The 24,145-nt window shown below is 73.0% G+C and carries 26 protein-coding genes and 1 pseudogene; 16 read left to right on the top strand and 11 right to left on the bottom strand.

What is annotated here, in order from left to right:
- Positions 1-130: 130 nt before the first annotated feature.
- The 4 genes from trpC (at position 131) to Drose_RS29345 (ending at position 4,241) form a co-directional block, all read left to right on the top strand.
- Positions 131-934: an indole-3-glycerol phosphate synthase TrpC gene (trpC, locus tag Drose_RS29360; protein WP_260729843.1), complete on the top strand. Its 804-nt coding sequence runs from the start codon at positions 131-133 to the stop codon at positions 932-934.
- On the top strand, positions 931-2,148 hold the full coding sequence (gene trpB / locus Drose_RS29355) for a tryptophan synthase subunit beta (protein WP_260724532.1): 1,218 nt from the start codon (positions 931-933) through the stop codon (positions 2,146-2,148). The genes trpC and trpB overlap by 4 nt, the downstream gene beginning before the upstream one ends.
- Positions 2,145-2,939, top strand: a complete 795-nt coding sequence (gene trpA / locus Drose_RS29350; protein WP_260724531.1) for a tryptophan synthase subunit alpha — start codon at positions 2,145-2,147, stop codon at positions 2,937-2,939. The genes trpB and trpA overlap by 4 nt, the downstream gene beginning before the upstream one ends.
- Before the next feature lie 63 nt (positions 2,940-3,002).
- Positions 3,003-4,241, top strand: coding sequence for a PQQ-like beta-propeller repeat protein (locus tag Drose_RS29345; RefSeq protein ID WP_260724530.1), 1,239 nt, complete (start codon positions 3,003-3,005; stop codon positions 4,239-4,241).
- Positions 4,242-4,318: 77 nt separating this feature from the next.
- Here the strand turns inward: Drose_RS29345 and Drose_RS29340 are convergent, their stop codons facing one another.
- A complete protein-coding gene (locus Drose_RS29340; protein ID WP_260724529.1) occupies positions 4,319-4,807 on the bottom strand; it encodes an NUDIX hydrolase in 489 nt (162 codons plus the stop codon).
- A 162-nt stretch (positions 4,808-4,969) separates the two neighbouring features.
- On the opposite strand from Drose_RS29340, the gene lgt reads away from it, so the two are divergent.
- A complete protein-coding gene (lgt, locus tag Drose_RS29335; protein WP_260724528.1) occupies positions 4,970-5,980 on the top strand; it encodes a prolipoprotein diacylglyceryl transferase in 1,011 nt (336 codons plus the stop codon).
- Positions 5,980-7,140: an FAD-dependent oxidoreductase gene (locus Drose_RS29330; protein ID WP_260724527.1), complete on the top strand. Its 1,161-nt coding sequence runs from the start codon at positions 5,980-5,982 to the stop codon at positions 7,138-7,140. Before lgt ends, Drose_RS29330 begins: the two co-directional genes overlap by 1 nt.
- Here Drose_RS29330 and bsaP read toward each other — a convergent pair.
- Both bsaP and bioB read right to left on the bottom strand, forming a co-directional pair.
- Positions 7,130-7,366, bottom strand: a pseudogene (bsaP, locus tag Drose_RS29325) (biotin synthase auxiliary protein BsaP); the annotation flags it as partial. The gene Drose_RS29330 and the pseudogene bsaP sit on opposite strands and share 11 nt — an antisense overlap.
- On the bottom strand, positions 7,312-8,295 hold the full coding sequence (gene bioB, locus Drose_RS29320) for a biotin synthase BioB (protein ID WP_260724525.1): 984 nt from the start codon (positions 8,293-8,295) through the stop codon (positions 7,312-7,314). The pseudogene bsaP and the gene bioB, both read right to left, overlap by 55 nt.
- 115 nt (positions 8,296-8,410) lie before the next feature.
- Between bioB and Drose_RS29315 the strand changes: the two genes are divergently transcribed.
- The 4 genes from Drose_RS29315 (at position 8,411) to Drose_RS29300 (ending at position 10,992) form a co-directional block, all read left to right on the top strand.
- Entirely contained in the window at positions 8,411-9,574 is a 1,164-nt protein-coding gene (locus tag Drose_RS29315) for an 8-amino-7-oxononanoate synthase (RefSeq protein ID WP_260724524.1), read from the top strand.
- Positions 9,575-9,602: 28 nt separating this feature from the next.
- Positions 9,603-10,346, top strand: coding sequence for a dethiobiotin synthase (gene bioD, locus Drose_RS29310; protein ID WP_260724523.1), 744 nt, complete (start codon positions 9,603-9,605; stop codon positions 10,344-10,346).
- 83 nt (positions 10,347-10,429) lie between these two features.
- On the top strand, positions 10,430-10,597 hold the full coding sequence (locus Drose_RS29305) for a hypothetical protein (RefSeq protein WP_260724522.1): 168 nt from the start codon (positions 10,430-10,432) through the stop codon (positions 10,595-10,597).
- On the top strand, positions 10,594-10,992 hold the full coding sequence (locus tag Drose_RS29300; RefSeq protein WP_260724521.1) for a type II toxin-antitoxin system VapC family toxin: 399 nt from the start codon (positions 10,594-10,596) through the stop codon (positions 10,990-10,992). Before Drose_RS29305 ends, Drose_RS29300 begins: the two co-directional genes overlap by 4 nt.
- Before the next feature lie 21 nt (positions 10,993-11,013).
- Here Drose_RS29300 and Drose_RS29295 read toward each other — a convergent pair whose 3' ends face one another.
- The 4 genes from Drose_RS29295 to Drose_RS29280 form a co-directional block, all read right to left on the bottom strand.
- Positions 11,014-11,790: a histidine kinase dimerization/phospho-acceptor domain-containing protein gene (locus tag Drose_RS29295; protein ID WP_260724520.1), complete on the bottom strand. Its 777-nt coding sequence runs from the start codon at positions 11,788-11,790 to the stop codon at positions 11,014-11,016.
- Between the two features lie 64 nt (positions 11,791-11,854).
- Positions 11,855-12,487, bottom strand: a complete 633-nt coding sequence (locus Drose_RS29290; protein ID WP_260724519.1) for a dTMP kinase — start codon at positions 12,485-12,487, stop codon at positions 11,855-11,857.
- An 82-nt stretch (positions 12,488-12,569) separates the two neighbouring features.
- Positions 12,570-13,406 carry a L,D-transpeptidase gene (locus Drose_RS29285; protein WP_260724518.1) on the bottom strand — a complete coding sequence of 279 codons (837 nt, stop codon included), beginning with the start codon at positions 13,404-13,406 and terminating at the stop codon, positions 12,570-12,572.
- 220 nt (positions 13,407-13,626) lie between these two features.
- Positions 13,627-14,070 (bottom strand): DUF5709 domain-containing protein, encoded by a 444-nt coding sequence (locus Drose_RS29280; protein ID WP_260724517.1) that lies wholly within the window; start codon positions 14,068-14,070, stop codon positions 13,627-13,629.
- A gap of 694 nt (positions 14,071-14,764) precedes the next feature.
- Here Drose_RS29280 and Drose_RS29275 point away from each other — a divergent pair.
- The 4 genes from Drose_RS29275 (at position 14,765) to Drose_RS29260 (ending at position 18,624) form a co-directional block, all read left to right on the top strand.
- Complete coding sequence (locus Drose_RS29275; protein ID WP_260724516.1) at positions 14,765-15,388, top strand: ArsR/SmtB family transcription factor; 624 nt, start codon at positions 14,765-14,767, stop codon at positions 15,386-15,388.
- Position 15,389: 1 nt separating this feature from the next.
- Complete coding sequence (locus Drose_RS29270) at positions 15,390-16,172, top strand: SRPBCC family protein (RefSeq protein WP_260724515.1); 783 nt, start codon at positions 15,390-15,392, stop codon at positions 16,170-16,172.
- A gap of 228 nt (positions 16,173-16,400) precedes the next feature.
- Positions 16,401-17,915, top strand: a complete 1,515-nt coding sequence (locus tag Drose_RS29265) for an MFS transporter (RefSeq protein WP_260724514.1) — start codon at positions 16,401-16,403, stop codon at positions 17,913-17,915.
- A gap of 61 nt (positions 17,916-17,976) precedes the next feature.
- Entirely contained in the window at positions 17,977-18,624 is a 648-nt protein-coding gene (locus Drose_RS29260) for a pentapeptide repeat-containing protein (protein WP_260724513.1), read from the top strand.
- A 151-nt stretch (positions 18,625-18,775) separates the two neighbouring features.
- On the opposite strand, the gene Drose_RS29255 is transcribed toward Drose_RS29260, so the two are convergent.
- The gene (locus Drose_RS29255; RefSeq protein WP_260729842.1) at positions 18,776-19,891 is read right to left on the bottom strand and encodes a geranylgeranyl reductase family protein; all 1,116 of its coding nucleotides are present in this window, start codon (positions 19,889-19,891) and stop codon (positions 18,776-18,778) included.
- A 91-nt stretch (positions 19,892-19,982) separates the two neighbouring features.
- On the opposite strand from Drose_RS29255, the gene Drose_RS29250 reads away from it, so the two are divergent.
- Positions 19,983-20,471 (top strand): beta-class carbonic anhydrase, encoded by a 489-nt coding sequence (locus Drose_RS29250; protein ID WP_260724512.1) that lies wholly within the window; start codon positions 19,983-19,985, stop codon positions 20,469-20,471.
- A 98-nt stretch (positions 20,472-20,569) separates the two neighbouring features.
- A complete protein-coding gene (locus tag Drose_RS29245) occupies positions 20,570-21,160 on the top strand; it encodes a hypothetical protein (protein WP_260724511.1) in 591 nt (196 codons plus the stop codon).
- Between the two features lie 3 nt (positions 21,161-21,163).
- On the opposite strand, the gene Drose_RS29240 is transcribed toward Drose_RS29245, so the two are convergent.
- The 3 genes from Drose_RS29240 to Drose_RS29230 all read right to left on the bottom strand — a co-directional run bounded on the left by Drose_RS29240 (position 21,164) and on the right by Drose_RS29230 (position 23,958).
- Entirely contained in the window at positions 21,164-21,382 is a 219-nt protein-coding gene (locus tag Drose_RS29240; RefSeq protein WP_260724510.1) for a hypothetical protein, read from the bottom strand.
- Between the two features lie 60 nt (positions 21,383-21,442).
- On the bottom strand, positions 21,443-21,871 hold the full coding sequence (locus Drose_RS29235) for a hypothetical protein (RefSeq protein ID WP_260724509.1): 429 nt from the start codon (positions 21,869-21,871) through the stop codon (positions 21,443-21,445).
- 350 nt (positions 21,872-22,221) lie between these two features.
- Positions 22,222-23,958: a RecQ family ATP-dependent DNA helicase gene (locus Drose_RS29230; protein ID WP_260724508.1), complete on the bottom strand. Its 1,737-nt coding sequence runs from the start codon at positions 23,956-23,958 to the stop codon at positions 22,222-22,224.
- Positions 23,959-24,145 lie beyond the last annotated feature (187 nt).

The following is a 24,145-nucleotide window of genomic DNA, read 5'->3' as shown; positions in this document are numbered from 1 at the left end:
GCATTATGCCCTAGCCCATCAGGTGACGTCGGCCATACCCCCGCGACCGTCCGCTGACCGGGGGCCTCCTAGCATCGGTCGCATGACCACCGGAGAGGGGAGCTCCTTGATCAACGCGGAGAGCGGCCGTGTGCTCGACGAGATCCTCGCCGGCGTGCGTGAGGACCTGGCCGTCCGCGAGGCACAGGTGCCCCTGGAAGAGATCAAGCAGCGAGCCGCGCAAGCGCCGCCGCCGATGGACGCCTACGCCAAACTCCGCGCACCCGGCGTCGGGGTGATCGCCGAGGTCAAGCGCGCCTCGCCGTCCAAGGGGCAGTTGGCCGAGATCCCGGATCCCGCGGAGCTCGCCAAGGAGTACGCCGCCGGCGGTGCCCGCTGCGTCAGCGTGCTCACCGAGGGCCGCTGGTTCGGCGGCAGCCTCGACGACCTCGCCGCCGTCCGCGCGGCCGTCGACGTGCCACTGCTCCGCAAGGACTTCGTGGTCTCGTCCTACCAGGTGCACGAGTCCCGGGCGTTCGGCGCCGACCTCGTCCTGCTGATCGTCGCCGCGCTCGACCAGAACGCGTTGTCCGGCCTGCTCGACCGCATCGAGAGTCTCGGCATGACGGCGCTCGTCGAGGTGCACGACGAGGAGGAGACCGACCGCGCGCTGGAGGCGGGCGCCCGGGTCATCGGCGTCAACGCGCGCAATCTGCGCACGCTGGAGGTGGACCGCACCGTGTTCGAGCGCATCGCGCCCGGCCTGCCGGCCGAGGTCGTGAAGATCGCCGAGTCCGGCGTCCGCGGGCCGCACGACCTGATCCGCTACGCATCCGCCGGTGCCGATGCGGTACTGGTGGGCGAGGGTCTTGTCACCCAGAAGAGCCCCCGCGAGGCCGTGGCCGAGCTCGTGACCGCCGGCAGCCACCCGGCCACGCCGAGGACCGCACGATGAATGCGTTCCTGTCCGCCGCCGGCCTGCTGCCCGACCACTCCGGGCACTTCGGCACCTACGGCGGCCGGTTCGTCCCCGAGGCCCTCGTCGCGGCGCTCGACGGGCTCGACGCCGCCTATCGGCACGCCCAGGCCGACGAGGCGTTCCAGGCCGAGTTCGGCCGGCTGCTGCGCGACTACGCCAACACGCCCAGCCCGCTCTACCGCGCCGACCGGCTCTCCGCCCGCGCCGGAGCGCAAATCTTCCTCAAGCGCGAGGACCTCAACCACACCGGTGCCCACAAGGTCCGCAATGTCCTCGGGCAGGCGCTGCTCACCAAGCGCATGGGCAAGTCCCGGGTGATCGCCGAGACCGGCGCCGGCCAGCACGGCGTCGCCAGCGCCACCGCCTGCGCGCTGCTCGACCTCGAGTGTGTCGTCTACATGGGCGAGGAGGACACCCGGCGGCAGGCGCTCAACGTCGCCCGCATGCGCATGCTCGGCGCCACCGTCGTGCCCGTCACCACCGGCTCCCGGACGCTCAAGGACGCGATCAACGAGGCGCTGCGCGACTGGGTGACCAACGTCGACACCACCCACTACCTGCTCGGCACCGCCGCGGGCCCGCACCCGTTCCCGGCGATGGTCCGCGACTTCGTCAGCGGCATCAGCGTCGAGGCCCGCCGGCAGATCCTCGCCCAGGCCGGCCGCCTGCCCGACGCGGTCGCCGCCTGCGTGGGCGGCGGCTCCAACGCGATCGGCGCGTTCCACGCGTTCGTGCCCGACGGGGGCGTCCGGCTCTACGGCTTCGAGGCCGGCGGCGACGGTGTCGAGACCGGCCGCCACGCCGCGAGCATCACCGGCGGTGCGACCGGCGTGTTGCACGGTGCCCGCACGTACCTGCTCCAGGACGAGGACGGCCAGACCGTCGAGTCGCACTCGATCTCGGCCGGCCTCGACTACCCGGCCGTCGGCCCCGAGCACGCCTACCTGCACGACACCGGCCGGGCGACCTACGAGCCCGTGACCGACGCCGAGGCGATGGACGCGTTCAAGCTGCTCTGCCGGCTCGAGGGCATCATCCCGGCGATCGAGAGCGCGCACGCGGTCGCGGGCGGGCTGCGGGTGATCCCGAAGCTCGCCGCCGAGCTCGGCCGCGAGCCGCTCGTCGTCATCTGCCTCTCCGGCCGGGGCGACAAGGACATGGACACCGCGCGCGAATGGTTCAGCGTATGAGCGTAAGGACGGCGTTCGAGAAGGCCCGCGCCGAGGGCCGCAGCGCGCTGGTCGGCTACCTGCCCGCCGGGTTCCCGACGGTCGACGGTGCGATCGACGCGATCAAGGCGATGATCGACAACGGCGTGGACATTGTCGAGGTCGGCCTGCCGTATTCCGACCCGGTGATGGACGGCCCCGTGATCCAGCGGGCCACCGAGGCCGCGCTGCGCGGCGGGTTCCGCGTCGCCGACGGGCTGCGCACCGTCGAGGCGGTCGCCGCGACCGGTGCGCCGATCCTCACCATGACCTACTGGAACCCGGTCGAGCGCTACGGCGTCGACCGCTTCGCCCGCGACCTGGCCGCGGCCGGTGGTGCCGGGCTGATCACCCCGGATCTCATCCCCGACGAGGCCGGGCCGTGGCTCGCGGCCTCCGACGCGCACGACCTCGACCGCGTGTTCCTGGTCTCGCCGTCCTCGACCGACGCGCGCATCGCCATGACCACCGCTAGCTGCCGCGGCTTCGTCTACGCCACCAGCGTCATGGGCGTCACCGGTGCGCGCAGCCGCACCAGCAGCGCCGCGCCCGCCCTCGTCGAGCGCGTCCGCCGGGTCTCCGACCAGCCGGTCGCCGTCGGGTTGGGCGTCTCCACCGGCGACCAGGCCGCCGAGGTCGGCGCCTTCGCCGACGGCGTCATCGTCGGCAGCGCGCTGGTCCGGTGCCTCCTGGACGCGCCGACGCGGGCCGACGGCATCGCGGCGGTGGCTGCACTCAGCGCCGACCTCGCCGAAGGTGTGCGCCGCCGCTGAGTCACCCCGTCGCGGCGGCCTCGTTGAGTCCCCGTGCGGCGTTTTTCCCATTTGGTACTTCCGGTGCTCCTCGTCGGCATCGTCCCGCAGGCGGCGGCACCACCGGCGCCGTCGCCCGTGGGATCGGTGCGGACGGCCACGGCCGACGCGAGCTGGCGGCAGGACGGCGGCGACCCCGGACGGTCGGGCCACCAGCCGGTCACCCGTGACCTCGACGCCGCCGCGGCCACCCGTCTCGAGCGGCGGTGGACCGCGCCGGCGACCCGGGCGGACGAGCAGATCGGCGGTGCGGTCGTCGTCGACGGAACCCTGTTCCGCTCCTCCGGCGGCCCCACCGGCCAGATCCGCCGCTACGACGCGATCACCGGGCATGACCTCGGCGCGATCGTCGACGTCCCGGGGCGGCGCTTCGGCCAGCTCGCCGTCGTCGACGGGACGGTGATCGTCGAGTCGGCGGACATCGTACCGTTCGACGCCCCGGGGTACGGCGCAGTGCCCGCCGGGCGCCACCTCAGCGCGTACACCTCGAGCGGAGAGACCCGCTGGGAACTCGTCCTCGCCGACGCGGTGTCCGGCGGTTTCACGATCGGCGGCGGCCTCGTCGTGCGCAGCGCGGGGGCGACGCTGAGCGCCCACCGCCTGACCGACGGTGTCCAGGTCTGGACCGCGCCGCTCGGCGGCGAGCCCGGCTACCACCCGCCGGTCCTCGACGGCGGCCTGGTCCTCCAGGCCGTCGAGGACGGCCCGGCGCTGCTCGCCTTCGACGTGGCCACCGGCGCGCTCGCCTGGCAGCGGACGACCGGCGGGGCGGAGCTCGTCGCGCGGTCCGGCACCGTGTACACCCTCGGGCCGGCGGGCGTCTGCGCCTACTCCGTCACCGACGGTACGCAGCGCTGGTGCGATACGACCACGGTGGAGCGCCCGTCCCGCGCCACCGTGTCCGACGAGGCGCTCTTCGTGGTCGGCGGCACGGGGGACCTGGCCGCGTTCGGGGTCGCCGACGGCACCGTCCGGTGGCGGTCCGGCTACGGGCTCGGGTGGGAGACCAGCACGAGCTACTGGGCGCCGGTGAACGGCGGCGGCGTCGTGTACCTCATGGCGTACCACTTCGATGTCCGCGACGGCGATCCGCGGCACCGCACCGAGCTCGTCGCCGCCGACACGCGCACCGGCGCGCTCGTGACGCGGCTCGACCTGGACTTCAGCGCTCTGCACGGCGCCGAGCCGCTGCTGCTCTCCGGCGACCACGTCTACTTCGCCGCGCTGGAGCGCCTGTTCGCCCTCGCGCCAGACCCGCGTTGATCTTGCAGTTGTGGTGCCGCGACACTCCCTGGATGTCCGGGTTCGTCGGCACCACAACTGCAAGATCAACGCGCTTTTTAGGCGGCGTCGGCGACCTCGGGTTCCTTGTCGCGTTCGATCTGGCGGATCATGCCGGTCCGGCCGGCCGAAGCGTCCGCGATCGCGGTCCGCGTCGTGGCGGTCAGCGGCTGGGGCAGCGCGTCCGGGTCGTGCCACGCCAGGCGGCTGATCCGGCCGGGTGCGTTGAGCGCCGGACCGCCGCCGTCCAGGCGGCCGCGGAACACGTGGACGAACAGGTCGGGCGTCGCCTCGCCGCAGCCATCGCCGGTCACCTGGTACATCCCGATGATCTCGACGATCTCGGTCTCCATGCCGGTCTCCTCGCGGATGTCGCGGATGACCGCGTGCACCGGGCTCTCCGCCGCCCGGACCCTGCCGCCGGGCAGGCCCCACAACCGGTGGCCGCCGGCCTGCTGGCACAACAACACGCGGCCGGCCGCGTCCTCGATGACCGCGGCGACCGCTGACGTCACCTTGCTGCCGTTACTCAACTCTGAGTAGCTCATAACCGCACTCTAGGCTTCTGTGCGGACCGTCGCGAGAGCTTCGCTTTTGGTGATCTGGGCCGGTCAGGAGGCCGGCGGAATGGCACCCTCCGGCGAAGATCGGTCCAAATCGGGGAGGGCTGGGCATCACGTCCGGCCGGAACGGCGGTAGCGTGTGCACCCGTGGATGCTGCCCTTCTCCCGCTGGCCGAGATTCCCAGCCCGACCCGTGGTGTCTGGGACATCGGTCCGATCCCCTTGCGCGCCTATGCGCTGTGCATCGTGCTCGGCATCATCGCCGCGTGCTTCATCGCCGATCGCCGCATGCGCTCGCGCGGCGCGCCACCGTGGGTGGTCCTCGACATCGCCGTCTGGGCGGTGCCGGCCGGCATCATCGGCGCCCGGCTCTATCACGTGATCACCTCCCCGGACGCGTATTTCGGTGAGGGTGGATCGCTGATCCGGGCGTTCAAGATCTGGGAGGGTGGTCTCGGCATCTGGGGCGGCATCGCCGGTGGTGCCCTCGGCGCCTACTTCGCGTGCCGGCGCCTCAACCTGCCGTTCGCGATGGCGGCCGACACCCTCGCCGTCGGCCTGCCCGTCGCGCAGGCGATCGGCCGCTGGGGCAACTGGTTCAACAACGAGCTCTACGGCAAGGAGACCAGCCTGCCGTGGGGCCTCGAGGTCTACAACTGGGACGCCCGTGCCGGCCAGGCGCAGGAGGTGGCCGGCGAGCCGATCGTCCTGGGCGTCTTCCACCCGACGTTCCTCTACGAGTCGCTGTGGTGCCTCGGCGTCGCGCTCGCCGTGTGGCTGCTCGACCGCAAGTACCGGTTCGGGCGAGGCCGGGCCTTCGCGCTCTACGTCATGCTCTACACCGTCGGCCGCTTCTGGGTCGAACTGCTGCGGATCGACGACGCGCAGCACATCCTGGGCATGCGCCTCAACAACTGGACGTCGATCATCGTGTTCGCCGCCGCGCTCGTGTACTTCCTGCGCGTCCAGGGCCCGCAGGAGCGGGTGACGTACGACGAGCAGGGCCGCATCACGGTCGTCACCCCGGATGAGGCCCCGCCGGCCGACGAGACCGCCGCGACCGAGGAGCCGGCCGCCGCCCCGGAGGAGAAGCCGGAGGAGGCGCCCGAGGAGAAGAAGACGGAAGAGGACTCGCCGAGCGCCAGCGGTAAGGCCTGATGCGGACCGCAGTCGTGGTGGGCGCCGGCATCGCCGGGCTCGCCACGGCCGGTGCCCTCGCCCGGACCGGCTGGAAGGTCACCCTGCTCGAGCGCGACGACCGGCTCCGCGCGAGCCGTGCCGCGCTCGTGCTGTGGCCCAACGGGGTGCGTGCCCTGCGCGCCCTCGGCCTCGCCGGTGGTCTCGACAGCATCTCCACACCGATCCCGCCGGCCGGCATCCGCCGCCCCGACGGCCAGTGGCTGGTGCGGCCGGGCGCCGCCGGCCTCGAGTCGCCGCCGGTGGTCGTGCACGGCGAGGACCTGCACGACGCGTTCATCGCCGGCCTCGGCGACCAGGTCGACGTCCGCGGCGGTGTCGAGGTGCAGAGCGCCCGCGTCACCCGGGAGCGCCCCGCGGTCGGCGACGGCCGGGTCACCTTCGAGGCCGACCTGGTGGTCGCCGCGGACGGCGCCGACAGCGCGGTCCGCCGCCGCCTCCTCACCGCCACGACCTTCGCCAGCGCCGGGTTCGCCGCCTGGCGTGCGGTCATCCCGTGGTATCGCGCGCCGCAGCTTCCGCCCGACCTGCCGCCGCACGGCGAGACCCTCGGCACCGGCCACCGGTTCGTCTACACGTCGCTGGGCGAGCAGGGCGGCTCCACCCGGGGCGGGATCTCGTGGGTCGCGACCGTGCCCGGCGCGCTGCGGCCCGAGCCGACGGCGGGGCAACTCGCCCTCCTGCGGCGCTGGTTCGCCGGCTGGCACGCACCCGTGCCGCAGTTGCTCGCCGTGACCGAGCCCGACGACCTCGTGCAGGAGCCGGTGGGGGAGCTGGCGCCGCTGCCGGAGACGTTCGGCGTGCCGGCCGGACCGGGCGGCTACGCCCTCGTCGGCGACGCCGCTCACGCCATGCCGCACCACCTCGCGCAGGGCGCCTGCCTGGCCCTCGAGGACGTGGCGACCCTCCAGGCGGTGCTCGTCAACGGCCCGCTCGGTCCGGCGCTCCAGGAGTACAACCGGCGGCGCCGGGGCCGGGTGTCCCGCATGCTGGTCCTGTCGCGCAAGGCCGGCGCGGCGCTCCAGCCGAAGAGCCGCCTGGCCGGTCTCGGCCGGGCCAGGTCCGGCGTCTTCGACAAGGCCGCCGCCGCGGCGACGGAGTGGGCCGGCCCTACCGGGTGAGGACGCCGTGCTCCACGCAGGCCGCGGACCAGCCCCTCGGCAGCACCTGCACCTTCATCCGGCGGCGGCACCGCGGGCAGAACCGCGGCGGCTCCAGGGTGCGGGCGGCCGCGCACGCCGTGTGGGAGCCGCCCTCCAGCGGCTCTCCGCACCGGTCGCAGTAGACGGCGCTCACAGCGTCGCCGACAGCGCCTTGACCGGCATGCTCAGCTCGTCGAGCAGCGCCAGGTCCGCCGACGGGGAGCGGCCGAGCGTCGTGAGGTAGTTGCCGACGATCACGGCGTTGACCCCGCCGAGCAGGCCGTCGCGCGTGCCGAGGTCCCCGAGCGTGATCTCGCGCCCGCCCGCGTATCGCAGCAGCGTCTTCGGCAGCGCCAGCCGGAACGCGGCGATCGCCCGCAGCGCGTCCTTCGGGTCGAGCACCGGCTGCTCGGCCAGCGGGGTGCCGGGCCGCGGATTGAGGAAGTTGAGCGGCACCTCGTGCGGGTCGAGCCGCTGCAACTGGACGGCGAACTCGGCGCGCTGCTCGACGGTCTCGCCCAGGCCCAGGATGCCGCCGCAGCAGACCTCCATGCCGGCGTCGCGCACCATGCGCAGTGTCTCCCACCGCTCCTCCCACGAGTGCGTCGTGACGACCTGCGGGAAGTAGGAGCGGGCGGTCTCGAGATTGTGGTTGTACCGGTGGATCCCCAACGCCGATAGCTGGTCGACCTGCTCCTGGGTGAGCATGCCCAGCGATGCGGCGATGTTGATGTCCACGGCCTCGCGGATCGCGGCGACCCCGTCGGCGAGCTGCGCCATGAGCCGCTGGTCCGGGCCCCGGACGGCGGCCACGATGCAGAACTCGGTGGCCCCGGTCGCGGCGGTCTGCTTCGCCGCCTCCACGAGCGACGGGATGTCGAGCCACACCGCGCGGACCGGGGAGGTGAACAGCCCGGACTGCGAGCAGAAGTGGCAGTCCTCGGGGCAGCCGCCGGTCTTGAGCGACACGATGCCCTCGACCTCGACCTCCGGGCCGCACCAGCGCATGCGCACGTCGTGCGCGACGGCGAGATGGTCGGGCAGCTCCTCGTCGGCGCAGCGCAGGACCGCGAGCACGCCCTCTTCGTCGAGCCCTACGCCGGTGTCCAGGACCGCCTTGGCAGCATCAAGCATAGTCGTACCTTACGAAGCGTTCAGGTCGCCTGTCCGGCCGCGGGAGGGTCGGCTAGGTTGTGCACATCGCACAACCGGCATCGTAGAGGTTCTACAACGGCTTCGGGAGGTCACCGTGGAGTGGCTATCGGCACTCGACGACGAGGCCGCAGCGCGGCGAGCCGCGGGATTGCGCCGTGAGCTGCGGCCGCGCGGCGCCGGCGCGGACGATCCGGTGATCGATCTCGCCGGCAACGACTACCTCGGCCTCTCCCGCCACCCCGACGTGCTCGCCGCCGCCTCCCGGGCGCTCGCCGGCTTCGGCCTCGGCGCGACCGGCTCGCGGCTGGTCCGCGGCTCCACCGAGGCGCACCGGGCGCTGGAGGACGGCCTCGCGAGCCTGCTGGGGGCGCAGGCCGCGCTGGTGTACTCCTCCGGATACCTCGCCAACCTGGGCGCCGTCCGGGCGCTCGTGCGCGGCGGCACGCTGATCGTGTCGGACGCGCACAACCACGCGTCCATCGTGGACGGTTGCCGGCTCGCCTGTGCCGGGGCGGCCGCGCGCGCAGGGGCCGCCACCGTCATCGCGCCGCACGCCGACCCCGACGCCGTCCGCGGGATCCTCGCCGCCCACCCCGGCCGCCCGGCCGTCGTCGTCACCGAGAGCGTCTTCTCCGTCGACGGCGACCTGGCACCGCTCGCCGAGCTCTACGAGGTGACCCGTGCGCACGGCGCGCTGCTCCTCGTCGACGACGCGCACGGGCTCGGTGTCCTCGGCCCGCGCGGCGCCGGCGGGGTCGCCGCCGCCGGCCTGTCCGGCCGGCCCGACGTCGTGGTCACCGCCACGCTGTCGAAGTCGCTCGGCGCCGCCGGCGGGGTCGTCGCCGGCCCGCGCCAGCTACACCGCCAGCTCGTCGACACCGGCCGGACCTTCATCTACGACACCGCCCTCCCGCCCGCCGTCGCCGCCGGCGCGCTCGCCGCGCTCGGCCTGCTGGCCGACGGCGACGCGCTGCGTGCCGAGCTGCGGGCCCGGGCCGAACGGATTGTGTCGCGGCTGCGTGCCGAAGGGCTCGAGGTGTCCGCACCCGACGGCGGCGTCGTCTCGGTCGCCGCGCCGAGCGCCGACGAGGCGTTCGCCTGGGCGGCCGCGTGCCGCGAGCGGGGCGTGGCGGTAGGCTGCTTCCGCCCACCGTCCACACCGGACGGTCGGTCGCGGCTGCGGCTCACGATCAACGTCGGGGTGCCGGCCGGCGCGTTCGACGACGCGCTGGACATCATCGTCAAGGAGCGCCCGTGACACCGATTCGGAGCGAAGCGGAGGACACATGACGGACCTGTTCGAGAACGCGGACGTCATCGACGTGCCGGTCACCGGACCCATCGTCGTCACGGGCACCGACACCGGTGTCGGCAAGACGATCGTCACCGCGGCCATCGCCGCCGCGGCGACCGCCGCCGGCCACCGTGTCGCCGTCGTCAAACCGGCGCAGGCCGGCACCGCCGAGGGTGACGAGCCCGACGCCGTGACCGTCGCCCGGCTGGCCGAGCCGGCCACGGTGCGCACGCTCGCCAGCTTCCCCGACCCGCTCGCCCCGCTCGCCGCCGCCCGGGTGGCGGGGGAGGACCCGCTGACCGCGGTCATGGCCCAGTTGGCGCTGCGCACGATCGACGAACACCACGACGTGATGTTGATCGAGGGGGCGGGTGGTCTGCTCGTACCGCTGGGTGAGGGCGGCTGGACCGTCCTCGACCTCGCGGCGGCCCTCGGCGCCACGGTGGTGGTGGTCGCCCGAGCCGGGCTGGGCACGCTGAACCACACGGCGCTCACCCTGGAGGCGCTGGCCCGCCGGGACCTTCCCGCGCTGGTCGTCTTCGGCGCGTGGCCGGCCGAGCCGGAACTGGTCCACCGCACCAACCTGCACGACCTCCCCGGCGACCTGGCCGGCGCGGTGCCCGACGGGGCCGGCGCCCTGGCCCCGCCGCTGTTCCGCCGCGAGGCCGCGCACTGGCTCGCCCCGCGGCTGCACGGCCGCTTCGACCCGGTGGCGTTCCGCTCGCACAGCAAGTGAGTCCGGTCCACGCTTCGGGACGGCGCATTGCGATGTCGCTACGAGGGACCGCAGAAATCGATGGAACGGGGTACGGTCGCGCGATGGACGACAGCCGGGCCGACACCCCGCCGGAGATCACCCCTGACGCCGAGGCCGACCACCGTCGCCTGCGCGCCCGCAAACGGCTCAACGACGCCTCCGCCCGCGTCAACGCGGAGTCCCGCATGGAGTCGCGGGAGCAGGTCCGCGAGATCATGGGCTGGGCATGACCGGGCCGGCGGTGGGGCTGGTGCTCGACGCGTCCGCGATCCTGGCGTACACGCAGGGAAAGGCGGACGTCGACGAGCTCGTCGCGACCGTCGTCGCGGACGGCGGCAAGGTCCTCGTGCCGGCGGTCGCGCTGGCCGAGACGCGCAGTGAGCTCGCCTACAGCGAGGAGCTGCGCCGCCTCGACGAGCTGCTGGGCGAGGCGCGGGTGACCGTGCTGTCCCTCGACGGCGCCGACGCGGCCGGCCTGGGCCGGCTCGCGGCGCGCCTCAACGGCAGCATCGGCCTCGCACACGCGGTGGCCGAGGCCCAGCGCCACGAGGCGAGGCTGCTGACGGCCCACGGCGGCACGGTGCGCAGGAACATCGGCGAGCTCGACGGCATCGTCGACCTGTGACCCGCCGCGTCGGTGCGGCGCTCAGCGCGGCAACGGCGCCGGGACGGTCGCGGGCAGGGTGAGGCGGAACGAGGCGTCGCCGACCCGCACGTCGCCGCCGCACACGCCGGCCACCGCCCGCGCGACCCGCAGATCCGCCGGCCGGTGCTCGTCACCGCCGAGCCACCGGTTCCCGGCCACCGCATGCTGCTCCTCGCCGGGCCGGCGTGGGACGGTCGGCAGCTCGCGGTGGTCCTCGCCCGGGCGGCGGGGCACCACCGGCAGGTCGCGTGCCCCCTCGCTCTGCCGGTGGCGCGGGGCGGTGGTCAGTTCGCCGCGCGGGACGGTGCGGGCCGCGATCGTCGGCAGCGGGTCGCGGCGCAGGGCGATCTCGATGTGCGCGTGGGGCGGCGCGGCCGTGACCAGCCAGAGGACGAGCTGTCCGACCAGGTGCCGGCAGACCGTCTCGTCGACGGCGACCGGCACGGCCTCCGGCGCGTCGGCGTGGACACTCACGGCGCCCGCGACCGCCACCCGGCGGGCCAGGTCGACCACGTCGCGGAGCACCGCCACGAGATCCGTGGCGTCGGCCCGCGGCGCGGCGGTGCCGGCGGCGGCGAGTGGCAGGACGACGCTGTCGACGTACCGCTCAAGTCGCATCGCGTTCCGGTCGATCGCGTCGAGACACGCCACGCCCTCGCTCGACAGGTCGCCGGGCTGGTCGTCGCGCAACAGGCGCGTGCAGGCCAGGATCGAGGTCAGCGGCGTGTGCAGCTCGTGCCGCATCCTGGCGGCGAGATCATCACCGGTGGCGAACAAGAGCCGGGTCCTTTCGATCCTGTCTGTTCGCTAACCGCCTTCACGAACCCGAAGGTGTGCCGGGTCACCCGATCGGGAGCAGGTGCCGTGCCGCGCGCGGGGTGTGCCGGACCGGCTGGTGCAGCACCGCCCGGCGCAGGTCCGCCTGCACCGCCGTGGGCTCGGCCGCCGCGTCGATCACGGTGAACCGGGTGGCCTCGGGCAACGCGCGGTATGCCGCATCGCACGCCGCCAGATAGTCGAGCTCCTCGTGGTCCTTGCCGCGCGCGTCGACCCGCGCCTGGGCCACCTGGGGCGGCACGGCCAGGAAGCAGACGAGATCCGGCCGGGGGAACACCGAGAACAGCACCCTCGCCCAGCGCTGGCGCCCGCCGCGCACGGTGATGCTCGTGTACTGACAGTAGGCATACCGGTCCATCACCGCGACCGTGCCGGTGAGCCGGGAGATGAGCAGTGCCCGGGCGATGACCAGCCACCGCAGCAGCGTCTCGACGACCAGGAAGAGCCGCACGCCGAGCAGGTCCTCGGCGTCATGGCGGCCCAGCCGCTGCGCCACCCGGCCGAAGAAGACCCGGCCGGCCGCGTTGCGGTGGTACCGCGCCGGGGTCCCCGTCACGGCCAGCCAGTCGGCGAGCCACCGTGCCTGGGTGCTCTTGCCGGCGCCGTCGATACCAATCAGTGCCACTGTGCGGATCACCCACCCAACGATAAGCCGCGTCACGTGAAGCGCGTGTGAACAGTGACGCCGATCCCTCGGCCGGGAGTGCGCGGCCCGGTGGTCAGGGGAGGACGACGACGCTGGTGCCGGGCGGGATCTGCGCCAGCAGGACCTGCTGCGCGGGCGGGGGCATGCGGACGCAGCCGTTGGAGCTGCGGATGCCGAACTCGTTGCGGTGCCAGGCGTGGATGCCGGTGTGAGCGTCCGCCAGGCCCGCCGCCACGGCCTCCTTGTCGTCGGGCACCGCGCCGAGGGCCAGCACGTCGAGGCCGGCATAGACCTTGCTCGGCAGGGCCGACCGGGCGATCACGAACGTACGGCCGAGCGGGGTCGGGGTGCGGTCGGTGCCGATCGCGACCGTCCAGGTCTGCTGCGGGGCGCCGTCGCGGAGCCAGGTCAGCGTGAACGCGCCGCGGCGCACGACGAGCTGGTCGCGCAGGGGGCGGGTGGCCCAGTTGCCGGCGGGGAGCCAGCCGATGCTGCGGTTGATCGAGGGCAGGAGGACCGCGACCCAGCCATTGCGCCGTGCCACGATCGGCATGACCAGGTCGACGCCGCTGATATGCGGGGTCAGGTAGGCCCGCGCCTGCCCGCCGGGCGCGTCGTAGACCGGGCTCTTGGCCGTGAGCTGCAGGCCCTCGGTGAGCTGGGCCGTCGAGGACTGCTCGGGATCGGCCGGGAAGCCGGTCGCGGCCTTGGTGTACGTGATCGTCGGTAGCCCGGTGGCCGCGGGCGCGGCGGGCGGGGCGGACTCCCCGGCGGCGGGTGCCGACGGCGAGGCTGCCTCGGACCCGGCCGGCGCCGACGGGGCGGCCTGCGGCTTGGCGGCGGGCTTCGACCCGCAGGCGGTCAGCGAGGCCGCGAGCGCGGCGAGGACGACGGCGCGGCGGACAAGCATGCGCCCACCGTAGCGGGGCCCGGTCGCGGTCCGCTGTCCGGCGTCCGGACCATGGGCGAGCACGGAGCGGACGAGGCGACAGTGGATCGGGCGGACGAGGCGAGCGCGTCCGCCAGCAGGTCGAGCGCCACCGGCAGGTCGTCGGCCGTGATGGCGCCGGGCCGCAGCCGGCCGTCGAGGATCGCGTCGCGCACCTGGCGGTAGACGCGGTCGGTGCGGCTCAGCGGGAACGGTCGTCCACGATGTGCATGGCGGCCTCCTCGGCCGAGGCGGCGCCGCCGTCGATGCCCACGTCCGAGCCGATCTCGTCCTTCTCCTCGTCGCCGCCGTAGCCCTCGTCGGGCGCCACGAGCCGGCCGGCACGCCGGTCGCCGACCTGGTCGGCGTCGAAGAACTCGCCGGACTCGGTGGTGGCCTCGTACTCGTCGAGGTCGAGCCGGCTGGCCGGGTCGGGCTCCTCCTGGGCGATCCGCTGGTCCAGCGACTCGCCCCGCTGAGCCTCCGCCTGCGTGACACCGAACGTGTTGAGACCACGCGGCTTCTCCGGCGGCGAGTAGCCCTCGTCGAGGGAGTCCTCGAGCCCGCGGTCGGACAGCGTGTCCTGGGCGGATAGCTGACCCTCGTCGTGCGGATCCGGGTCCCAGCTTTCGGTCTCGTGCGTCATGCGCGTCTCCTCGGTGCTCGATTGGGGCGCTGCCGTCCTCTATACCCCGGTAGCGCCCGGACCGAGCCTAGAACACACCGATTCGCGGGACCGCTTGTGCGCGGTGGCGAGGTCGGCGTACCGCGACGGAGCGGGGTGGTCCGGTGCGTTGTCGTGGAGTGTTTCGGTCGGACAGCCACAAGCCGCGAGTTGAGCCGGCGGGCGCTTGCCGCCCCGAACAAGACCGACAATTCGGGCGCGGGGCTCGGGGATGTCGCCGCCGGGGTGTGCTGCCTGGCGCGCGTTCCGCCGCAACCCGCCGCCAGGCCACTCGACCCCATGATCATGGGAAAGATGTGGCTGCCCCGATAGCCAGCTCTTTCCCATGATCATGGGGTCATGGAGTCGCCGGCCCGGAACGTCGCCGCCCCGGTCCAGCGGCGACCGTGAGCGGCAGACGCCGCCCGCACGACTGCGCGTCACCGTCCGGTAGTGCAACGCCGGGTGGACGGCGACCGCACGGCCTCACTGTGCGTCACCGTTCCGTAGTGCAACGCCGGGGCGGGCGATCGCGCGGCTCGGCTGTCGCGGCCTTGCGTCCAGGCGGCCGAAACGCTCCGGGATCGGGCCGGGGCGCGAGTCATCCCCGAGTGAAAGCGCACCGACAACTTTTGTTGTCTTGACAAGATTGGTTGTCGGTACGTAGCGTAAGGGCATGTTCGAGGTGGGAGTCATCGAAGAGGCCGGGGCGGCGGAGGTCGCGCTCGACCCGATCCGGGCGCGGCTGCTGGCGTTGCTGGCGGAGCCGCACTCGGCGACGAGCCTCGCGGCGATCGTCGGTCTGCCTCGGCAGAAGGTGAACTACCACCTGAAGACCCTCGAGTCGCACGGCCTCGTCGAGCTGGTCGAGGAGCGGCGCAAGGGCAACGTCACCGAGCGGGTGCTGCGGGCGACCGCCGCGTCGTTCGTGATCTCGCCCGCCGCGCTCGCCGCCGTCCAGCCCGATCCCAGCCGCTCACCCGACAGGCTGTCCGCGCGCTGGCTGCTCGCCGTCGCCGCGCGGCTCGTCAAGGAGGTCGGCCAGCTCATCACCGGCGCCGCCCGCGCCGGCAAGCCGGTCGCCACGTTCACGCTCGACGGGACGGTGCGGTTCGCCTCCGCCGCGGACCGGGCCGCCTTCGCCGGGGAACTGACCGCGGCCGTCACCGCGCTGGTGAGCCGCTACCACGACGAGAACGCCCCCGGCGGACGCGACCACCGGGTCATCGTCGCCATCCATCCGAGCATCAAGCCCCAAGCCGACCAGACCCAGACCGAGATCGAGACCAGGGAGTCCTGAGATGACCGCGCACGAGCCGTCCACCGACCAGCCGACGCCTTCGACGCCCGGCCACCCGTTCGAGCTGACCCACGACATCACCCTCGCGGCCACCCCGGACCAGGTCTGGGACGCCATCGCCACCGGCCCCGGCATCGACTCCTGGTTCATGGGCCGCAACGAGGTCGAGCCGCGCGAGGGCGGCACGGCCAGCATGACGATGTTCGGCAACACCGAGGGTGCCACGATCACCGCCTGGGAGCCGGGCCGGCGCTTCGCCTACCGCGGCACGCCCGGCGAGGACGGCGCTTACATGGCGTTCGAGTACCTCATCGAGGGCCGTGACGGCGGCTCCACCGCGCTGCGCCTCGTGCACAGCGGCATCCTGACCGGCGACTGGGAGTCCGAGTACGACGCGCTGAAGAACGGCAACCCGCTCTACCTGCGGTCCCTGGCGCAGTACGTGGAGCACTTCCCCGGCCGCATCGCCGTGCCGGTCACGGTGTTCGGCGGGCAGTTGCCCGACCAGGAGACCGTCTGGGCGAAGCTCACCCCCGCCCTCGGGCTGTCCGAGCCCGTCAGCGAGGGCGACAAGGTGCACTTCACCCTCGACGGTGAGCGGATCGAAGGCGTGGTCGACACGATGCTGGAGCCGAGCTTCCTCGGCGTGCGCACCGACGACGCGCTGCTGCGGTTCGTCGGCCGTGGCGGGGTCGTCGTGACCGGCCACCACGTCTTCGCCGAGGCCGACCCGGCCAAGGCCGAGCAGACCTGGAGCGAGTGGCTCGCGAAGGCCATGGCCTGAGCCGCCACCGGCAAGCGGCCACCGCCACGACGACAGTCGCCGGCTCGACAGCCCGGGAGCACCACCAGGGGCCGGCCCGTGACGCCGCGCGGGCCGGCCTTTCCTGTGACCACCGAAGACACATGAGGAGCGCAGCGAGATGTACACCGCCGACCATGCCGTCACCCGCGAGTTCGCCGCCGCCGTGGACCTCGTGCACCTGGCGGCCGTCGAGAACGGAGCGGACCGATGAGAACGAACCCCTGGATCGGCCTGGCGGTGCTCGCCCTGCCGACGATGCTGCTCTCCCTCGACGTCTCCGTCCTCTACCTCGCCCTCCCAAAGCTCAGCACCGACCTGCACGCCGACGGCACCCAGCAGCTCTGGATCCTCGACATCTACTCGTTCATGCTCGCCGGGTTCCTCGTCACCATGGGCGCGCTCGGCGACCGGATCGGCCGCCGGCGGCTGCTGCTCATCGGCGCCGCGGTGTTCGGCGTCACGTCGGTCGCCGCCGCCTACGCACCCAGCGCCGAGTTGCTGATCGCCGCCCGCGCCCTGCTGGGCATCGCCGGCGCCACGCTGATGCCGTCCACGATGGCCCTCATCCGCAACATGTTCCCCGACCCGAAGCGGATGGGCCTGGCGATCGGCGCCTGGTTTAGCTGCTTCATGGGCGGTTTGACGCTCGGCCCGCTCGTCGGTGGCCTGCTGCTCGAACACTTCTGGTGGGGCTCGGCGTTCCTGCTGGGCGTACCGTTGATGCTCCTGCTGCTCGGCACCGGGCCGTTCCTGCTGCCGGAGTACCGGCCCGAGCGGCCCGAGCACCGGATGGACCTCGCCAGCGTGGCGCTGTCGCTCGCCGCGATCCTGCCGGTCATCTACGGCCTCAAGTCGCTGGCCCGGGACGGCTGGCACACCGCACCGCTCGTCGCGCTCGCCGCCGGGATCGCGGTCGGCGTGGTGTTCGTCCGGCGGCAGCGCGTCCTGCCCGACCCGCTGCTCGACCTGCGCCTGTTCGGCAACCGGGTCTTCAGCACCGCCGTGGGTATCATGCTCCTCGGCGGGGTCGTGATGGCCGGGTTGTCGCTGGTCTCCAGCCTGTACCTCCAGAACGTCGCCGGGCTGTCGCCGCTGGAGACCGGTGTGCGGCTGGTCCCGCAGAACGTCGCGATGGTCCTCGGCTCGATGGCCGCGCCGGCCCTGGCCCGCAAGCTGCCGGCGGCCGTGGTCGCCGCGTTCGGGCTCGCCGTCTCCGGCATCGGCCTGGCGGTCGTCACGCAGGTCGGCGTCGCCGACGTGCCGCTGCTGATCGTCGGGCTGGTGCTCGCCGCGGCGGGGATCTCGTTCCCGATGCCGCTCACCATGAACCTGATGCTTGCCGCCGCACCACCGGAGCGGGCCGGCTCGGTCGCGTCGATCTCGGAGACCAGCGGCGAGTTCGGGGTCGGGGTGGGGGTCGCGACGCTCGGCAGCCTCGCCACCCTGGTGTACCGCTCGGTGCTCGACCTGCCGGCCGGCGCGCCCGAGGCGGCGAAGAGCGGCCTGACCGCGGCCCTCGCGGTCGCCGGTGAGTCGCCCGGCCTGCTCGGGGCGGCCCGGAGCGCCTTCACCAGCGGGCTCAACGCGGTCGGCGTCGTCGGAACCGTCATCTTCATCGGCCTGTCCCTGGCCGCCGCGATCGCGCTGCGACCGAAGCCGGAGGCCGCGCCGGGACCGGAGCCGGAGGCCGCGACCGGGGACAGGGCGCCGATGAACGCCTGAGACACGCAGGACCGCCGCGCCTCCCGCCGGGCACCCCGGCGGGAGGCGTAGCGTCAGCCGTATGCCCGCAGCGCAATCCCTTGAAGACCTGGCCTACGCCGCCTACCTGCGAGAGCACGGCGAACCGCTCGAACCGGACGGCAACTACACCGAGGTACACCTCTCGGACGTGGAGCTCGAGGACGTCCACGCCGGCCACGCCACGTTCATCGAGTCGGCGTTCACCGGTGTTGTCCTCGGCGGAGGCTCGCTGGAGCGCAGCCGGTTCAGCGACGTCTGGATCAGCCGCAACCGCTGGGTCGGCCTGCGGTGCGCCGAGGCCGAGTGGCTCGACGTCACCGTGCTGGACAGCTCGCTCGCCGGGATCGAGGCCTACGGCTCGCGGCTGCGCCGGGTGATCTTCCAGCGGTGCAAGATCGACACTCTGAACCTGCGCGGCGCGACGGTCGCCGACGTCGAGTTCGACGGCTGCGACCTCACCGAACTCGACTGCGGCGGCGCCACGCTCACCAACGTCACCTTCGCCGGTTCGGCCGTCCGCCGGGCCCGGTTCGCCGGCGCCAAGCTGAAGAAGGTCGACTTCCGCGGCGCGCGGGAGCTCGACGTCGCCGACGGTGCCGACTCCCTGCGCGGCGCGATCGTCGACGACCGCCAGCTCCTCGAACTGGCCCCGGTGCTGGCCGCCGCACTCGGCATCGAGGTCAGGTAGCGCCGAGGAGCCAGGTTCGCCCGAAATCTCATCCCGGCGACGGCAGACCCGGCGCGTCGATCGCCCCTTCGTCGTCGAGGTGCGGCACCGCCAGGCCGGTTGCCGGTCGAGGCGGCGCTTCGGGAAGATCCGACCGGGTGTCCCGAAAAGCTCATCGCAGCAGGCGCAGCGCCGTGCGGATCGGAAACCGCTCGACGGTGCCCTCGAACGAGGTCTCACCCCGGCAGAACCGCTCGAACATCCGCCACCCCGGCGGTGTGCGCAGCATCGCGTGGAACAGGCCCGGCCGGCGGGAGAACGTGTCGAGCAGCCGGCGCCCGGCCCGCATCTCCGGGACGAGCTGCGCCTCGACCGCCCGGACGTAGCCGTCGAGATCGCCTGTCGCGGCCGCCGCGCCGGCCAGCGCACCCGACCGCACCGCGAAGCTGATCCCCTCCCGGGTCCAGGGCTCCAGGAGCCCGCCCGCGTCACCGGCGACGATGACGTTGCCGGCGCGCAGCGGCGACGTCTCGGTCCGGCACCGGGTCAGGTGCCCGGAGTCGTGGATCGGCTCGATGCCGGTGAGCCCCAGCCGGTCGACGAACGCGCGCAGATACGCCTTGGTCCGCTCGCCGTCGCCCCGGGCGGAGATGACCCCGACGGTCAGCACGTCACCCTTCGGGAACACCCACGCGTACGACCCGGGCAGCGGCCCCCAGTCGATCAGCAGGCGCCCCTGCCACTCGCGCCGCGCCGGCCCGCCCACCGGCAGTTCGACCTCCAGGCCCAGGTCCACCTGGCCGTACTCGACGCCGACGTGCCGGGACGTGATCCCCGACGAGCCGTCGGCGCCGACGACCGTGGCGGCCGTCACCTCGCCACCGCCGGCCAGGCGGACCCGGACCCCGTCGCCGGTCTGCTCGATCGCGCGGGCGGCGGTCGCCTGCCGTACCGTCGCACCCGCCTTCTCCGCGGCGAGCCGCAGCGCGTCGTCGAACTCGGGCCGGCGGACCATCGCCAGCAGCGGCGCGCGGCGCGTCGTGCGCGTGAAGCGGCGCCGCCCGTCGTGCGTGAACTCGGCCCGCTCGATGTGGTCGCTCACCGGGATCGTGATCCGGTCGTCGACCGCCGCGACGGTGCACCCGATCAGACCCCCACCGCAGGTTTTGTACCGCGGGTGCACGGCCTTCTCCAGGACCAGCGTCCGCGCACCGCGCCGTGCCGACTCGTAGGCGGCGGAGAGTCCCGCCGGCCCGCCCCCGACGACCGCCACGTCCCATTCGTTCACCGTCACGGGAGGAGACTAGTGCGCAGGTGACATTGCCCTCCTGTGACGCAGACATCAACCGTTCGGGTGACGGATCTGATTCACTTCGGTTATGTCCGCGATCGACCACCTCATCCACGCGAACGCGCGGTACGCCGAGACGTTCCCCGGACCACGGCCGCTGCGCCCGAAGCTGCGCCTGACCGTCATCACCTGCATGGACTCACGGCTCGACCTTTTCGGGGCCCTGGGCCTGGAGATCGGCGACGCCCACCTGATCCGTAACGCCGGCGGGCTGCCGACCGAGGAGGTCCTCCGCTCGCTCGCGATCAGCCAGCGCAAGCTCGGCACGCGCGAGGTGGTGCTCATCCACCACACCGAATGCGGCATGGAGGGCTTCGACGACCCGACGTTCCGCGCCGAGTTGGCGGCGGAGAGCGGCCGGGAACCGGGCTGGAGCGTGCCGGGCTTCACCGACCTGCACGAGCGCATGCGCATGTCGATCCAGACGGTGCGCGACTGCGCGTGGCTGCCGCACCGCGAGGACGTGCGCGGCTTCATCTTCGACGTGGCGACCGCGAAGATCGAAGAGGTGACGTGACGGGCGTCCGCTCCTACGTCGTCACGGGTGGCGGGCAGGGTTCCGCCGAGGGCGGCTGAGCGCGCCGACGGGGTGGTCGATGCGGCACGATCGGAGTCATGCGATACGGGGGCCGACTCAGCCGCATCGAGTTCACCGCGCTGATCGACCAGCAGGCGAACCGCATCCGCGCGAGTGCCGCAGCGCTGCCGCTGTACGGGCTCACGGGCTGGACCGGGCCGTGCCGGATCGGGGCCTGGGGCTGGGAGGACGACCGGCTCATGCACGCCGGGCTCCAGTTCGGCGAGGCTGTCGACGGCGGCGCCTGGATCGAGGTCATCACGACTGCCGGGCCGCCGATGCCGCTGCTCATCGACGTGCGGATGGCGGCGAACACGACCGGCGCGCCGGCGGAGCGCCGGGCCACGGAGCGGATGCTGCGGGCCGCGTCGAGCCCGGCGCCGGATCGGGTCGGCATCGCCGTCGACGGGGCGCCGAGGCAGTTCCACCACTGGCCCGACCACGCGCTCGGCTCGTCGCTCGGCACCGGCTGGCTGGCCGCCCTCGACGAGGTGCCGGGACTGCTGCTGCGGGTGTCCGGGCTGACCCCGGCGGAGATCAGCCTGGCCCGGGTCGGCGACCTCGAGCCGCACCTGGTCGGCACCCGCGCTCACCTGCTGGCCGGCTACGACGCCTCCGGCGCCGGCTAGGGATCAGTAGCGGTTGGCCAGCGCCTGCGCGAAGTTGACCCGCTGGATGGCCTCGGCGGCGTGCTGCGGTGAGTACACGATCTCTTGCGCGAGGTAGTGGTGCGACCCTGACTGGACCGAGACGATCAGCGGGCCCGACATGCTGCGCGTCTTCGCGGTCAGGAACAGCAGACACGGGCGAACAGCAGTGCCGGCCAGCGGGGCTGATCCGCTGGCCGGCACGCTTCGGTCGTGCGATGGTGCCGTCCTGCCGTCTTGCCGGCCGGACGGCACCACGGAGATTCAGTTAGCGGGGCCCAGCTCGCCGGCGTTGCCGTGGAACTCGGTGCCCGTGGCGAACGAGGAGTCGATCTGCTGGCGCAGGGCGTCGATCTCCGAGAACTGCGAGTCGCTGGCCGACACGCTGCCGTCGGCGGCGAAGATGCTGTCGGCGGAGGCCTCGTCGTGGCTGTAGTTGGTGAAGTCGGTCTCGGAGTAGCTGGCGCCCTGGCCGTCGGTCCACTGGACGTTGTGGCCCTGCTGGAAGTCGGTCGACTCGGCCGAGGCGCTGTCCTGCTCGTAGACGTTGAAGTCGCTGTTGTACGACGAGTCGTTGGCGTCGACCTGGTGGAGCTGGTCGAGCTCGCCGTGCTGCTGACCGGCCTCGTAGTGGCCGTAGTCCACGTCGCTGCCGCCGTCGTGGCCGGTGTCGCCGGTGTCGTAGTCGCTCATGATGGGTCCTTTCGGGGCGTTGCAGGGGTTCGGATGATGTGGTGTTCGTCCGGCCGTTGACGATCACACTACGAATTCTGCGCGGGTGCGGAATCCCGAAAATGTGCCACCGTTCTCGACCCCGGTTCGAACGCGTTGTTGAACTGGTGACGCGGAGCGTATCGCGTGGTCAACGGCCCGAGCTATCCCCGAGACGACAGCCGATCAGTCATAATTCGGGCCTTTCGCCGTGCGGGCACGGGGCCGGTCGGCGGATACCCGACAGCGGGTGTTCCTGCATTCCCGCCGAGGTCAGCGCCCCGATTCGAGCAGTTCGACCACCGGGACACGGACGCCGGTATCTCCGTCACCTACACCGGCTCCAGCAGCTTCGACTTCTGCACGATCGGCACCGACAGCGTCTTGTAGCCGACCTCCTCGAACAGTACGACCACCCGGTCCCGCTCGTAGGCCATCACCGTACCGGTGCCCCACTCGGTGTGCCGCACCTCGCTGGAGACCGGGAACGGCCGGGCGGGGTCGACCTGGGGCGCGGCCGCCTGCGTGGGCACGGTGGCCGCCGTCGCCGGCGGTGCTTCGCGCCGGAAGAGCCTGCGGTACCACGGGACCCGCGCGGCCGGCCCGACCGGATCGACGACGACGGTGCCGCTGGCGCAGTTGTCGCAGTGCTCGCACGCGCGGTCGGCCTGCTCGCCGAAGTAGGCCAGCAGCGCGTTGCCGCGGCAGTTGGCGCTCTCGGCGTACTGGCGCATCATGTCGATCCGCGACCGGCGCAGCGTCCGGTGCCGCTCGAACTGCGCGAGCGCCAGCCGCGCCGCCTCGGCGGGAGCGGGGGCGTACCGCGGTGCGGTGAGCTTGTTGCCGGTGCCCACCTCGACGGCACCGACCTGTTCGAGCAGGCTCAGCAGCGAGGTGATCCGCCGGGCCGGCAGCCCGCTGCGGGTGGCGAGCGCCGTCCTCGTCGCGGGACCTTCCCGCAGCGCGGCGGCGAGCTGGGTGAGCTCCTTCGCGGCCGGCGCGCCGGCCGCGAAGAACCGTTGCAGCGCCACGTCCTCCGGCCGGAAGTAGAGGATCGTGCGGGCCGGTGCGCCGTCCCGGCCCGCGCGGCCGATCTCCTGGAGGTAGCTGTCGGGGGAGTCGGGCAGCGCGACGTGGTGCACCCAGCGGATGTTGGGCTTGTCGACCCCCATGCCGAAGGCGCTGGTCGCGACCATGACCGGAATCCTGTCGGCCATGAAGTCGGCGTAGCGACGGTTGCGCTCGCCCGCGGCCAGGCCCGCGTGGAAGGCGACCGCCTTGACGCCGTGCTCGGTGAGACGTTCCGCGTACTGCTCGGCGATCGCGCGGGTCGGCGCGTACACGATTCCGGGGCTGGGCTCCTTGCGGACCTGCGCCAGGAGCCGCTGCCAGCGCTGCTCGTCGCCGGTGCAGTGCACGGCGGCGAGTTCCAGGTTGGCGCGGTCGAGCCCGGCGACGAGCGTGAACGGGTCACGCAGCCCGAGCGCGGCGGTGATGTCGGCGCGCACCGGCGGCGAGGCGGTGGCCGTCAGCGCCACGACCGGCGGCCGCCCGAGCTCCCGGATCAGGTGGCCGAGCTGGAGATAGTCGGGGCGGAAGTCGTACCCCCAGGCGCTGACGCAGTGCGCCTCGTCCACGGCGACCAGGCTGGGGCGCAGCGCGCGCACCTCGGCGAGGCGCTCCGGATTGCCGAGTTGCTCCGGCGTGATGAACAGGAACCGGGCCCGCCCCTCGCGCAGCGCCGTGAGCGCGGCCTTCTGCTGGTTCGGCGTCTCCGCGGAGCTGACCCGGACGGCGGTGAGCCGCTCGTCGTCGCGGCCGTTGAGTCCGGCAATCTGGTCCTGTTGGAGGGCCAGGAGTGGTGAGATGACGATCGTGGGGCCGGGAAGCAGCGTGGCCGGAACCTGGTAGATGGCGGATTTTCCGCCGCCGGTGGGTAACACGACCAGGGCGTCATGCTTCTTGAGCAGGGCGCGCATCGGGGGCAACTGTCCGGGGCGCAACCGGTCCCAGCCGAAATGGCGGCGGGCGGCGCGGCGCAGGCGGGGTGCGAGGGGCACAAGATTCATCGAGCGCGACTGTACCGATGCTCGATTGCGTCGGCGCGCTGGGCGACACGCCGAGTCTTGAGCACTCTTCCCGTCCCGCAACCAAAATGCACCCGAGAGTGACGGTAACAGCACCCTTCGTAGTCGAAAGTTCTTCGTGTCAGCAGGTGGACCGCCTGCACGGGGTCCACTCCGGACACGAGGGGGA

The organism is Dactylosporangium roseum, from assembly GCF_025264685.1.
GTDB classification, from domain to species: domain Bacteria; phylum Actinomycetota; class Actinomycetes; order Mycobacteriales; family Micromonosporaceae; genus Dactylosporangium; species Dactylosporangium roseum.
This window is presented reverse-complemented; position numbering and strand designations above follow the sequence as displayed.